Annotated in this window: 10 protein-coding genes; 8 read left to right on the forward strand and 2 right to left on the reverse strand. The window is 75.2% G+C overall.

Annotated elements, in window-relative coordinates:
• Nucleotides 1-270 precede the first annotated feature (270 nt).
• On the forward strand, nt 271-1,689 hold the full coding sequence (locus LWC35_RS04355) for a lipopolysaccharide biosynthesis protein (protein WP_232868574.1): 1,419 nt from the start codon (nt 271-273) through the stop codon (nt 1,687-1,689).
• Between the two features lie 105 nt (nt 1,690-1,794).
• Here the strand turns inward: LWC35_RS04355 and LWC35_RS04360 are convergent, their stop codons facing one another.
• On the reverse strand, nt 1,795-3,267 hold the full coding sequence (locus LWC35_RS04360) for an NAD-dependent succinate-semialdehyde dehydrogenase (RefSeq protein ID WP_232868575.1): 1,473 nt from the start codon (nt 3,265-3,267) through the stop codon (nt 1,795-1,797).
• Between the two features lie 66 nt (nt 3,268-3,333).
• On the opposite strand from LWC35_RS04360, the gene LWC35_RS04365 reads away from it, so the two are divergent.
• The gene (locus LWC35_RS04365) at nt 3,334-4,515 is read left to right on the forward strand and encodes an acyl-CoA dehydrogenase family protein (protein ID WP_308194461.1); all 1,182 of its coding nucleotides are present in this window, start codon (nt 3,334-3,336) and stop codon (nt 4,513-4,515) included.
• Between the two features lie 32 nt (nt 4,516-4,547).
• Complete coding sequence (locus LWC35_RS04370; protein WP_232868576.1) at nt 4,548-5,555, forward strand: acyl-CoA dehydrogenase family protein; 1,008 nt, start codon at nt 4,548-4,550, stop codon at nt 5,553-5,555.
• A gap of 170 nt (nt 5,556-5,725) precedes the next feature.
• On the opposite strand, the gene LWC35_RS04375 is transcribed toward LWC35_RS04370, so the two are convergent.
• Nucleotides 5,726-6,211: a pyridoxamine 5'-phosphate oxidase family protein gene (locus LWC35_RS04375; protein ID WP_232868577.1), complete on the reverse strand. Its 486-nt coding sequence runs from the start codon at nt 6,209-6,211 to the stop codon at nt 5,726-5,728.
• A 130-nt stretch (nt 6,212-6,341) separates the two neighbouring features.
• On the opposite strand from LWC35_RS04375, the gene LWC35_RS04380 reads away from it, so the two are divergent.
• The 5 genes from LWC35_RS04380 (at nt 6,342) to LWC35_RS04405 (ending at nt 12,824) form a co-directional block, all read left to right on the forward strand.
• Nucleotides 6,342-8,894, forward strand: coding sequence for a PEP/pyruvate-binding domain-containing protein (locus LWC35_RS04380; RefSeq protein ID WP_232868578.1), 2,553 nt, complete (start codon nt 6,342-6,344; stop codon nt 8,892-8,894).
• A 23-nt stretch (nt 8,895-8,917) separates the two neighbouring features.
• On the forward strand, nt 8,918-10,036 hold the full coding sequence (locus LWC35_RS04385) for a type III PLP-dependent enzyme (protein WP_232868579.1): 1,119 nt from the start codon (nt 8,918-8,920) through the stop codon (nt 10,034-10,036).
• A gap of 11 nt (nt 10,037-10,047) precedes the next feature.
• Nucleotides 10,048-11,292, forward strand: coding sequence for an adenosylmethionine decarboxylase (gene speD / locus LWC35_RS40810; protein WP_372462990.1), 1,245 nt, complete (start codon nt 10,048-10,050; stop codon nt 11,290-11,292).
• An 84-nt stretch (nt 11,293-11,376) separates the two neighbouring features.
• Nucleotides 11,377-12,264 (forward strand): SGNH/GDSL hydrolase family protein, encoded by an 888-nt coding sequence (locus LWC35_RS04400; RefSeq protein ID WP_232868580.1) that lies wholly within the window; start codon nt 11,377-11,379, stop codon nt 12,262-12,264.
• 41 nt (nt 12,265-12,305) lie between these two features.
• A complete protein-coding gene (locus LWC35_RS04405) occupies nt 12,306-12,824 on the forward strand; it encodes a pyridoxamine 5'-phosphate oxidase family protein (protein ID WP_232868581.1) in 519 nt (172 codons plus the stop codon).
• Nucleotides 12,825-12,924: the final 100 nt, after the last annotated feature.

Below are 12,924 nucleotides of genomic sequence, written 5' to 3' on the forward strand. Positions count from 1 at the left end.
GTGACACGACCGGACTCCGAGGCCAGCACCCCCGTCTCCGCGCACCGGCGCGAGGAGCCCGATCCGCCCGCGGGCGGCACCCGACCCCCGGTCCCCGACCCCGATCGGCGACCGGCTCCCCTCTTCGACGACGTCGCTCCCGGCTCGGCCGGCGACCGGCGGAACCCCTCGGGCGGCACGGCGGCGGGCCGCCCCGGGGATTCCGCGGCGGGCCGCCCCGGGGTTTCCGCGGCGGGCCGCCGGTCGAACGGTTCGGCCGGCGGTGAGCCGGTGGACTGGTTCGACAGCCCACCCCGGCCCCACGACCCACCGACCGTCGAGCTCGTGCCCGGCCCCGCGGCCGCGCGGACCGGTGACGGCGCCGACCCCCCGGCCGCGGCCGGGAAGGACCTCGGGTCGTCGTCGGGCGGCTCGGGCAGGCGGGCGCTCTCCGACGGCCTGTCCTTGTCGATCAGCGGCGCCGTCGGGTCGCTGGCCGGTTTCGTCAGCTGGCTGATCGCGGCGCGGATCATGCCGCAGGAGGCGGTCGGCTACGCCTCGGCGTTCGTGTCGGCGTTCCTGCTGGTCGCGGGCGTGGCGCAGCTGAACCTCGACTCCGCGATGATGCTGTGGATGCCACGGTCGGGCCGCAAGGCTTCGACCCTGTTCTGGCGCAGCCACCTGGTGATCATCCCGTCGTGCGCGCTGGTCGGGCTGGTCTACGTGCTGCTCGAACCGCTGATGGCCACCACCGGCGCGGGCGGCGTGCTCCCGCTGTGGGCCGGCGGGCTGCTGTTCCTGGCCGCCGGCATCGGCTGGGGCCTGTGGGGCGTGCACGACTTCAGCCTCATCGCGGTCGGCAAGACCTGGTGGGCGTCGTGGCGCAACATCGCCTTCGCGGTCGCGCGGATCGGCATGCTGGTCGCGCTGGGCGCGAGCCTCGGCCCGTTCGGCGTCGTGCTGTCGTGGGTCGTGCCGATCGCGGTGTGGACGCTCGGCAGCGCGGTGGTCGGCGGGATCTACACGCGCAAGTTCGCGCAGCTCTCGGACCGCGAGTGGCTGCCGACGCGCCGCGAGGCCGTCTCCTTCCTCGGCCCCACGACCCTGGCGCACTGGGGAACGGTGCTGCTGTTCAACCAGGTCACGGTGATCGTGACCCAGCGCTTCGGCGCGACGACCGGTGCGGCGTTCTTCATCGCCTGGCAGGCCGTCATGGTGATCGACATCGCTGCGCAGCGGTTCATGCAGTCGCTGTCGGCGCAGCTGGCCCGGGACCCCGACAACGCCGCGGCGCACATCCGGGCCTCGCGCAAGCGGCTGTACCTGATCTTCCTGCCGATGATCGTGGTGGGCGTGCTGTTGGCCCGGTTCGGCCTGGAGTTCTTCGGGCCGGGCTACGCCGCGGCCGACGACGTGCTCCGCGTGCTGCTGCTCGGCATGATCGCCCGGCTGGTGATCTCGCACGAGCTCGGCGTGCGGCAGGCGCGGCACGACGGCGTCGGCTTCGCCCGGCTGCAGCTGATCAGCACGGCGTTCGTGATCGCCGTGGTGCTGTTCATCCCGATCGGCCCGGCCGACGCCGCCGGCACGCACCCCGTCGAGCAGCTGATGCCGGTGGCCGCGGGCTACGCGATCTCGCAGCTGGTGTGCGCGGTCGCGGTGATCGTGTGGCCGCGCCTGCGGCGCAGGCGCACGCCGGCACACCCCTGACGCACCATGGAGCCATGACGCCCGGACCAGCCCCCGGTCCGGGCGTCATGGTTCCACAACGCCCGGATTCGGGTGGAGAACGAGCGTCATGGCTCCCTGGTGCAGTCAGCCCAGGCCGCCGATGGCGACGTACTTGAGCTCGAGGAACTCGTCGATCCCGACCGTGCCGCCCTCGCGGCCCAGCCCGGACTCCTTGATCCCGCCGAATGGCGCCGCCGGGTTGGACACCAGGCCGGTGTTGAGCCCGACCATGCCGCTCTCGACCTTCTCCGAGACCCGCAGCGCCCGGTTGAGGTTCTCCGTGAACACGTAGTTCACCAGGCCGAACTCGGTGGCGTTGGCTGCCGCGAGGGCCTCGTCCTCGGTGTCGAACACCGAGATCGGCGCGACCGGGCCGAAGATCTCCTCGTGGTTGAGCCGGGAGTTCCGCGGCACGTCGGTGAGCACCGTCGGCGGGTAGAAGTAGCCCGGGCCCTCCGCGGCCTCACCGCCGACCTTGACCTGCGCGCCGTGGGCGATCGCGTCGCCGACGAGGTCGACGACCTTGTCCCGGCCCTTCGCGTCGACGAGCGGGCCGACCTGCACGCCGTCCTCGGTGCCGCGGCCGACCTTCAACGCGCCCATCCGCTCGGCGAGCTTGGCGGCGAACTCCTCGGCGACGCCGCGCTGGACGTAGAAGCGGTTGGCGGCGGTGCACGCCTCGCCCATGTTCCGCATCTTCGCGAGCATCGCGCCCTCGACGGCCTTGTCGAGGTCGGCGTCGTCGAACACGAGGAACGAGGCGTTGCCGCCCAGCTCCATCGAGGTCCGCAGGACCTTGGCGGCGCACTGCTCCAGCAGGATCTTGCCGACGCCGGTGGAGCCCGTGAACGAGAGCTTGCGCGCCCGACCGTCCTTGATGATCGGCTCCATCACCCCGCCCGCGTCCGTGGCGTTGATGATGTTCAGCACGCCCGCCGGCAACCCGGCGTCGAGCAGGATCTGGCCCAGGGCCAGCATCGACAGCGGGGTCTGCGGCGCCGGCTTGATCACGACCGTGCAGCCTGCGGCGATCGCGGGGCCGATCTTGCGGGTGCCCATGGCGAGCGGGAAGTTCCACGGCGTGATGAACACGCAGGGGCCCACCGGCTGCTTCATCACGAGGAAGCGGCTGCCGCCCGCGGGCGCGGTGGCGAACCCGCCGTCGATCCGCACGGCCTCCTCGCTGAACCAGCGGAAGAACTCGGCGGCGTAGGTGACCTCGCCGCGCGACTCGGCCAGCGGCTTGCCCATCTCCAGGGTCATGAGCAGGGCGAGGTCGTCGACGCGCGCGATCATCGTCTCGTAGGCGCGGCGCAGGATCTCCCCGCGCTCGCGCGGCGCCATGGCGGCGAAGCCGGCCTGCGCCTCGTGGGCGGCGGTGAGCGCGGCGAGCCCGTCCTCCGGCCCCGCGTCGGCGACCTCGACGAGGACCTCGCCCGTCGACGGGTCCTCGACCTTCGTCGTCGCCCCCGAGGCCGCCGGTCGCCACTCGCCGCCGATGAGCAGACCGGTGGGGACGGCCTCGAGGACCTTCCGTTCGAGATCGGGGTTCGTCATGCCCCAGATGTTCCCATCCCGCCACACCTTGATGCACGTGCACGATCCGTGGGCTAGGAAGGACGGGTGACGGACACGATGGCGACACTGCCGGATCTCGTGCCCCCGCCGGTGGAGCTGCCGGAGCGCGTTGCGGCGCTGCGGTCCGAGGTGCGCGCGTTCCTCGCGGAGGAGCGTGCGGCCGGGGCCTGGCGTCCGCGCGCGGACACCTGGCTCTCGGGGTGGGACGAGCGGTTCACCAAGGAGCTGGCGCGGCGCGGCTGGCTGGGGATGACGATTCCGACCGAGTACGGCGGGCACGGGCGCGGCGCGCTGGACCGGTACGTGGTGACCGAGGAGCTGCTCGCGGCCGGCGCGCCGGTGGCCGCGCACTGGGTGGCGGACCGGCAGATCGGGCCGTCGCTGATGCGCTTCGGCACCGAGGAGCAGCGGCAGCGGTTCCTGCCCGGGATCGCGGCCGGGGAGGTGTACTTCGGCATCGGGATGTCGGAGCCGGACTCGGGCTCCGACCTGGCGTCGGTGCGGTCGAAGGCGGACCGGGTCGACGGCGGCTGGGAGCTGACCGGCACGAAGGTCTGGACGTCGGGGGCGCACCACGCACACGCCTTCTTCGCGCTGGTGCGGACCTCGCCGAAGGACGACACCAACCGGCACGCCGGGCTGTCGCAGCTGATCGTGGACCTGAAGGCGCCGGGCGTGACGATCCGGCCGATCCCGCTGCTGACCGGGGCGCACCACTTCAACGAGGTGGTGTTCGACAAGGTCTTCATCCCCGACTCCATGGTGCTGGGCGAGATCGGGCAGGGCTGGCACCAGGTGACCTCGGAGCTGGCGTTCGAGCGGTCGGGCCCGGAGCGCTACCTGTCGACGTTCCCGCTGGTGGTGGCGCTGCTGGGCGAGATCGCGGGCCATGATCTCGACGCGGGACGCCGGCGGGACCTGGGCGGGCTGGTGTCGCGGTACTGGACGCTGCGGCGGATGTCGCTGGCCATCGCGGGCGCGCTGGAGGCGGGCAAGGCGCCGGAGCTGGCCGCGGCGGTGGTGAAGGACCTGGGCACGCGGTTCGAGAACGAGGTGATCGACGCGGCGCGGCTGCTCGTGTCCATCCCGCCGGACCCGGGGGGCGAGCAGGGTGGATTCGCCCGGCTGCTGGCCGACGCGGTGCTGCACGCCCCGGGTTTCACGCTGCGGGGCGGGACGAACGAGATCCTGCGCGGGATCGTCGCCCGCGGATTGGGGCTGCGCTGATGAGTGCCGAGTCGAACACAGAGCTTCGGGAGATGGCGGAGTCGGTCTTCGGCGACGCCTGGGACAGCTCCACGGACGCGTTCGACGCGAAGCTGTGGGAGAGCGTCGAGCAGACCGGGCTGGCCCGGCTGACCCTGCCCGAGGAGGCCGGGGGCAGCGGCGGCACGGTGTCCGACGCGGCGGCGGTGCTGACCGCGGCCGGGCAGTTCGCCGCGCGGGTGCCGCTGGTGGAGACCGACCTGCTGGCGGCGTGGCTGCTGCACGCGGCCGGGATCGAGGTGCCGTCCGGGCCGTTGTCGGCGACGGTCGCGGGGAACCTGACGATCCAGCCGGCCGCGGGTGGGGCCGGGGCGGACGTGTCCGGCACCCTGCGCCGGGTGCCCTGGGGCCGCGCGGTCGGCGCGGTCGCGGTGCTGGCGGGGGAGCAGGTGCTGCTGGTCGACACCACCGGCGCCGGGGTCGAGGAGGGGGTCAACCTCGCCGAGGAGCCCCGCGACGACCTGGTGCTCAACGAGCTGACCGTGCGGCACGTGGCCGTGGTGCCGTCGGTGGCGGTGGTGGAGTTTCCGCTGCGCGCTGCGCTGGGCCGGGCGTTGCTGCTTGCCGGCGCGGCCCGGGGGGCGGTGGCGATGGCGGTCAGGTACGCCACCGAGCGGGTGCAGTTCGGCCGCCCGATCGCGAAGCTGCAGGCCATTCAGCAGTCCCTCGCGCTCGCGGGCGCGGAGGTGGCCGCGGCCGCGGCGGCCACGGCGGCGGCGGCGCGGGAGGTGGACCGACGCGGGTTCGCCGAGGCGTCGTTCGCGATCGCCGCGGCGAAGGCCCGCGCCGGCGAGGCGGCCGGGCAGGTGGCCCGGATCACCCACCAGGTGCACGGGGCGATCGGGTTCACCCGCGAGCACGACCTGCGCCTGGTCACCACCCGGCTCTGGGCCTGGCGGGACGAGGACGGCTCCGAGGCCTACTGGAACGACCGGGTCGGCGCCCGCGCCCTCGAGGCCGGAGCCGACGGCCTCTGGCCCCTGCTCACCGGCACCCCCTGACGCAGTAGGGAGCCCTGACGCAGTAGGGAGCCATGACGCTCGGACCGCCGTGCGCCCGGCGTCATGGCTCCCTGTCGCATCACCAGGGCCGTGGGATGTGCACGACGGTTCCACAACGCGCATTTCCGGCCCTCGAAATCGCGCTCTGGCTCCGTAGCGCGGGGTGCGGGTCAGGCGCCGGGCTGTTGCCGTGCGCCGGGCAGCTTGCGGAAGTCCCAGCTGCTGATCTTCTCCGGGGTCAGTCGCAGCCAGGCGTGCCGGCCGTCGACCACCACGTGGCCGCCGGTGTACTTGTCGGCGAAGGCCCGCTCGACCCGCTCCAGCTCGGGGTTCGGCTCGCCGGTGCGGGGGATCTCGCCCACCGGCTCCACCCGCCCGCGGATCTCGACGCCGCGGAGCTGGTCGTAGTCGTGCCCGGCGTCGACCACTGCCCCGATCCGCGGGTCCTTCTCCAGGTCGGCCCAGCGCTGCGCGCGGACGAGCGAGGTCAGCCACATCGCGGAGCCGTCCCAGTGGAACCAGAGCGGTGTCGCGTGCGGGCCGTGCGTGCCGTTGGTGGCGACCCGGACGGTCCGCTCCTCGGCGAGGAAGGCGTCCCGCTCGTCGTCGGTCATGGCGATGGCCCGGCCCCGGCGCTGGGCCTTCGGTGCGGTCATGGGCCGGACATTACCGATCAGTAGGGACGGGCGGCGCCGAGCCGGGCAGTCTCGGCGTGCCTTCATTCAACGAGCGTTGAAAACGGGGAGGTGTCGGACTACGCTCCTCGCACGCACGAGGAGGCGCGCCATGACGCACACGCTGCCCGGCCCGCTCACCGCCGGCCCACGGATCCTCGATCTCGCCGCGGCCGACGATCCGGCGCTCGTCGGGGGCAAGGCCGCCTCGCTCGGCCGGCTGCTCCGGGCGGGCTTCCCGGTCCCGCCGGGCAGCTGTGTCACCACCGTCGCCTACCGGGCGGTGGCCGACCGGGTCGTCGGGCGGCTGCTCGACGAGGGCGCCGCACCGGCCGCTCTGCGCGAGGCCGTCCACGCCGCCCCGGTGCCCGGGGAGCTGGCCGCGGCGATCCGGGCGCTCGCCGACGGCCGGGTCGCCGTGCGCTCGTCGGCCACCGCCGAGGACCTGCCCGACGCCAGCTTCGCCGGCCAGCAGGACACGTACCTCGACGTCGAGGGCCCCGACGCCGTGCTCGACGCCGTGCGCCGCTGCTGGGCCTCGCTCTGGACCGACCGTGCCGTGGCCTACCGGGCGGCCAACGGGATCGACGACCGGACGGTGGCGCTCGCCGTCGTCGTGCAGCGGATGGTGCCGGCCGCGGCGGCCGGGGTGCTGTTCACCGCGAACCCGGTCACCGGGCGGCGCGGCGAGACGGTGATCGACGCGGCGCCGGGGCTGGGGGAGGCCGTGGTCTCGGGCACGGTCGACCCCGAGCACCTGGTGCTCGACGCCGGTGGCCGGGTCGTCGAGCGGCGGGCCGGCGGCGTGGGGCCCTGCCTGTCGGACGACCGCGCCCGCGAGCTCGCCGCACTCGGCCGGCGGGTCGCGGAGCAGCACGGCGGGCCGCAGGACCTCGAGTGGGCCGTCGACGGCACGGACCGGGTCTGGCTGGTGCAGGCGCGGCCGGTCACCACGCTCTACCCGTTGCCCGAGAGCCCGGCGCCCGGCCTGCGCATCTACCTCAACGTCAACGTCGCGCAGGGGGTGCTGGGCCCGCTCACGACCGCGGGCCAGGGCGCCTTCCGTGTGATGACCGGTGCGCTCGCCCGCCTGTGGGGCATCCCGGTCCCGGACCTCCGCGCCGGCGCGCCGGTGCTCGCGGTGGCGGGGGAGCGGCTGCTCGTCGACGTCACCGGTGCGCTCCGGCACCCGGTCGGGCGGCGTGTGGTCCCCCGCCTGTTCGACGTCATGGAGACGCGGTCCGCCGTCGTGCTCCGCCGGGTGCTCGCCGATCCCGCGTTCACGGTGCTGCCGCGGCGCCGGCTGCGCTTCGCCCGCGCGCTGGCCCGGGTCCTCGCCCGGTTCCGGGTGCCGCCGCGGCTGGGGATCGCGCTCCTGGCGCCGGGCCCCGCGCGGCGCGGGGCCGAGGCGGCGGTCGCGGACCTGCGGGACCGGCTCGGCGCGCGGGCCCCGCTCCCGGCCGCGGCGCGCCTCGACCGGATCGAGGCCACGCTCGCGGGCGAGCTGCCCACCGTGATCGCGCGGGTGTTCCCGGTGGCCGGGGCGGGGTTCGTGGCCTTCGGGCTCGCCGCGGTCCTGCTGCGGGGCCGCGCCCGGCCCGGCGAGCTGTCGACGGTCCTGCGCGGGCTGCCGCACAACGTCACCACCGAGATGGACCTCGACCTCTGGAGGCTGGCCGGGCGCATCGCCACCGACCCGGCGTCGACGGCGCTGGTCACGGGACCGGTCGGCGCGGCGCGGCGGGCGCTCGCGGCGGACGGCGCACCCGCGGCCCTGGCCGACGGCCTGCGCGACTTCCTGGCACGCTACGGGCACCGCGCCGTCGCGGAGATCGACCTCGGGGTCCCGCGGTGGCGCGAGGACCCGACGTACCTGCTGGGCGTACTCGCCGGGTACCTGCGCGCCGACCCCGACCGCACCCCGGACCGGGTCTTCGCCGCCGCGGCGGCCGAGGCGGAGCGCACCGCCGACGCGCTCGCGTCGCGGGTCGGGGGCCTGCGCGGGCGCGCGGTCCGGTTGCTGCTGCGCCGGGCCCGGGCGCTCGCCGGCCTGCGCGAGCTGCCGAAGTTCGCCCTCGTCGCGCTCCTCGACGCGGCCAGGTCGGATCTCCTGGCCGTCGGCGGGGCGCTCGCCGCGGCCGGCCGGATCGCCGCGGCCCGCGACGTCGTGCACCTCACCACCGACGACTGCCGCGCCGGGCTGGCCGGCGCCGACCTGCGTGCGCTCGTCGCCACCCGACGGGCCGGGTACGACCGGGAGCGTCGGCGCCGCCACGTCCCGCGGATCCTGCTCTCCGACGGGACCGAGCCGGAGGCGGTCCCGGACCCGGAGGCGCCGCCGCTCGTACCGGGGGAGCTGCGCGGCACCCCGGCATCGGCCGGCGTGGTCGAGGGGCCCGCGCGGGTGGTGGCCGATCCCGCCGACGCCCGGCTGGAACCGGGGGAGATCCTCGTCTGCCCCTCGACCGACCCGGGCTGGACGCCGTTGTTCCTCACCGCCGCCGGGCTGGTCATGGAGATGGGCGGGGCGAACTCGCACGGGGCGGTCGTCGCGCGGGAGTACGGGATCCCGGCGGTGGTCGGGGTGCCCGGTGCGGTGGCGCGCATCGCGACCGGGGAGCGGGTGGTCGTCGACGGGACGGCGGGTCGGGTGCGGCCCGGCTGATCGGCGGGCGGCAGGATCGGGTCGTGCCCACCCCCGCCCTCGAGGCCTTCCTCGCCGAGCCCCGACCGACCCCGTTCCTGGTGCTCGACGCCGGGCTCGTGGCGCGGCGGTACGGCGAGCTCGCGGCGGCCTTCCCCGACGCGGAGATCCTCTACGCGGTCAAGGCGTGCCCCGAGGCGGACGTGCTGCGCACTCTCGCCGCCCTCGGCAGCGGGTTCGACGTGGCCGGGCCCGAGGAGATCGCGCTCTGCCTGGAGGCGGGCGCGGACCCGGCCCGGCTCTGCCACGGCAACCCCGTCCGGGGCCCGGGTGCCGCGGCGGCCGCCGCCACGCAGGGCGTCCGTCGGTTCGTCACGGACAGTGCGGAGGATCTCGCGGGCCTGCCGGCCGGCGCCGAGGTGCTCGTGCGCGTCCTCGTGGCCGACGACGGCGCGGCGACCCCGTTCCTGGGCAAGTTCGGCGCGACCCCGGCCGAGGCCGCCCGGCTCGCCCGCGGCCGGGACGGGATCGCGTTCCACGCCGGATCGCAGCAGCTCAGGCCCGCGGCGTTCGCCGGGGCGGTGCGGGTCGCCCTGCGGGTCGCGTCCACCGCCGGGATCGGGCGGCCCGTGCTCGACGTCGGGGGCGGGCTGCCCGTCCGCTACCGCGCGGAGGTCCCGCCGTTCGCGGCCTACGCCGACGCGATCCACGAGGCCGTCGCCGCGGCGATCACGGCCGGTGACGTCGACGCGGTCCGGCTGGTCCTCGAACCCGGGCGCGCGCTCGTCGCCGAGGCCGGGGTGCTGCGGACCACGGCTCTGCGGGTGTCCCGCCGCCCCGGGATCGACCACCGGCGCTGGGTCTACCTCGACGCGGGCCGTTACCAGGGGCTCGCCGAGGCGGAGGGGGAGGCGATCGACTACCCGGTGCGGGTACCCGGCCGCGCCGGCCCGCCCGGCCCGGTGGTGCTGGCCGGCCCGACCTGCGACGGCGACGACGTCCTCTACCGCCGCCGGCCCTACGCCCTGCCCCTGGACCTCGCCGCGGGCGACGCCGTCGACCTCCTGCACGCCGGCGCCTACACGGCGAGCTACGCCTCGGTCGGGTTCAACGGCTTCGGCCCGCTGCCCGTGCACGTCCTGGTGCCCGAGGCCGTCACCTAGGGTCGTGCCCCGTGCAGACGTCCCATCCCGTCGGCCGGCACGTCCTCGGCGAGCTGCGCGGCATCGACCCCGCCGTTCTCGACGACGCCGACGGCCTGCGGCACGCCCTTCGCACCTCGCTGCTGGCCGCCGGGGCGGACGTGCGGCAGATCGTCGCGGAGCACTTCGCGCCGCAGGGGGTCACGGTCGTCGCGCTGCTGGCCGAGTCGCACGCGTCGGTCCACACCTGGCCCGAGCTCGGGTCCGCCTTCGTCGACGCCTTCACCTGCGGCGACGGCGCCGACCCGCTGTACGCCGTGCGGCGGCTCGCGCTCATGCTCGGCGCCGCGGACGCCGCGATCGAGGTCGTGGACCGTGGCGGTGCGGGGCGGGTCGACGAACCGATCTCGCCCGGGCTGACCCGGCGCTGGCAGCTCGAGGCCGTGCGCCTGCGGACCCGGACCGCGCTGCAGGAGGTGCTGATCGCGGACACGGCGCACGGCGCGACGTTGTTCTGCGACGGCGAGCGGCAGAGCGCCGAGCACACCCAGCTGACCTACCACGAGGCCCTGTTCGTGCCGGCCGCGCTGCTCGCGCAGCGCCGGGAGCGCGTGCTGGTGATCGGGTCGAGCGAGGGCGTGGTGAGCGAGCTGGCGGTGGCGTCCGGCGCCGTGGTCGTCGACCACGTGGACCTCGACCGGGAGTGCGTGCGGCTCTGCGCCGAGCACCTGCCCTACGGCTACACGCCGGCCGCACTCGCCGCCGCCGAGGCGCACGCGGGGCCGGTCCGGATGCACTACGACGACGGGCTCGCGTTCGTCGACGGGACGGAGGGCACCTGGGACGTGATCGTCGTCGACCTGCCCGACGAGCGTCCCGACCAGCCCGAGGCCCAGCTCAACCGGCTCTACACCGGCGACTTCCTGACCCGCTGCGCGGCCCGGCTGCGGCCCGGTGGCGTCGTCGTGAGCCAGGCGGGCAGCCCGGCGCAGTGGCGCGACGCCACGCTGCGCGCGGCGTGGGAGCGGTTCGGCGCGGTGTTCCCGCACCGTGCTTACGTCGGCAGCCCGGAGCACGAGTGGGCCTTCGTCTGCGGTCTGCCCGACGCGCCTCCCGGCGACCCGGCCGAGCTGGCCTCCGGTCGCCTCGACGGGCTGGGCTATGCGCCGCACACGCTCGACGCCGCGTCGCTGCGGGCGGCGCTCGTCCCCCCGCTGCGCCTGCGCCGTTCACTCACCCGGATGGAAGACGGTCCCGCCGCGCGATCATCTCGTTAGTGTCCCGGTGGTGCCGGGCCCGGCGCCGTCCGCCCACCTCCCCGGTGGGCGTCGCTCGCCCCGCCCGCTCCCCGGAGGCCGTCCGTGCGCCGTGTCCCGAGTCGATCCCTGGCACTCCTGGTCGGCGTGGTGCTCGCCGTGGTCGGAACGGCGGGGACGGCGCTGGCCGACGAGACCGAGCAGGCCGGCCGGTACGTCGCCCTCGGTGACTCCTACAGCGCCGGCCCCCTGGTCCCGCCGCAGACCGGGCAGCCGGCCGGGTGCCTGCGATCGGGCGCGAACTTCCCGTCCGTGGTGGCCCGGGGGACGGGCGCCACGGACTTCGTCGACGTGAGCTGCAGCGGCGCCACCACGGCGGACTTCGCAGCTCCGCAGAAGGTCACGTTCGGCGAGAACCCTGCCCAGTTCGACGCGCTCGACGGCAGCGAGGACCTCGTCACCTTCACCATCGGCGGCAACGACATCGGGTTCGGCGAGATCATCCAGGAGTGCGCGCTCCGCTCGCCGCAGCAGCCGCTGGGCGCCGCGTGCAAGGACTTCTACGGCGACCAGCTGGACCGGCGGATCGCGGAGACCGCGCCGAAGATCGCCGCGGCGCTGGGGGAGATCGGCACGCGCGCGCCGGGCGCCCGGGTCGCCGTCGTCGGATACCCGTCGCTGCTGCCGGACGAGGGGCCCGGTTGCTTCCCCGTGGTGCCGTTCAGCCCGGGCGACGTCGCGTGGCTGCGCGGCATCGAGAAGGAGCTCAACGCGATGCTCGGCGCGCAGGCCGCCGCAGCCGGGGCGACCTACGTCGACACCTACACCCCGACGGTGGGGCACGACATGTGCCAGCTCCCGGGCGTGAAGTGGATCGAGGGACTGCTGCCGACCTCGCCCGCGGCGCCGGTGCACCCCAACGCGCAGGGCATGGAGGCGATGGGGGCGGCGGTCCTCTCCGCGCTCGGCGCGCCGGTGCCCTCCGCCGCGTAGTAGCTCTACCAAACGGCCGTCCGACATCCTACCCTCGGCTCGTGACGCGTGTCGGCGAGCGGGACCTCGAAGGCATGGAGCAGGCCCGGCTGGCCGCGGCCGACCGGGTCGAGCTCGTCGACGCCGCCCGCGAGTGCACGTTCCTCTTCACGGACGAGGAGGGCTGGCCGGCCGGGGTGACCATGAGCCATCTGTTCCACGACGGCGTGTTCTGGCTGACTGCCGTGACGGGGCGGGCACACGTCACGGCGGTCGAGCGGGACCCGCGGGTCGGCCTGGTGATCAGCAACCTCGGCACGGACCTGCCGGGACGCCGGATGGTGCGGTTGCGCGGGCGTGCGACGGTGCACCGCGACCGGGTGACGCTCGAGGCCGTGCTCCCGCTCCTCGCCCGCCGGCTCCAGCCTCGCGACCCCGACCGCATGCTGCGACTGCTCGACAGCCCGCGCCGGGTGCTGATCCGGGTGGAGCCGGTCTCCTACCCGCAGACCCACGACTCCCGCAAGATCGCCGGCGACGGCCGGGGCGGCCCGACCCCGACGCGCGGTATGGAACCATAACGCGATCGAGGGCCCGGATTTGGCGCGTTATGGAACCATAACGCGATCGAGGGCCCGGATTTGGCGCGTTATGGAACCATAATGCTCTCGGAGGCGTCGG

It is taken from the genome of Pseudonocardia kujensis, assembly GCF_021283305.1.
Lineage (GTDB): Bacteria > Actinomycetota > Actinomycetes > Mycobacteriales > Pseudonocardiaceae > Pseudonocardia > Pseudonocardia kujensis.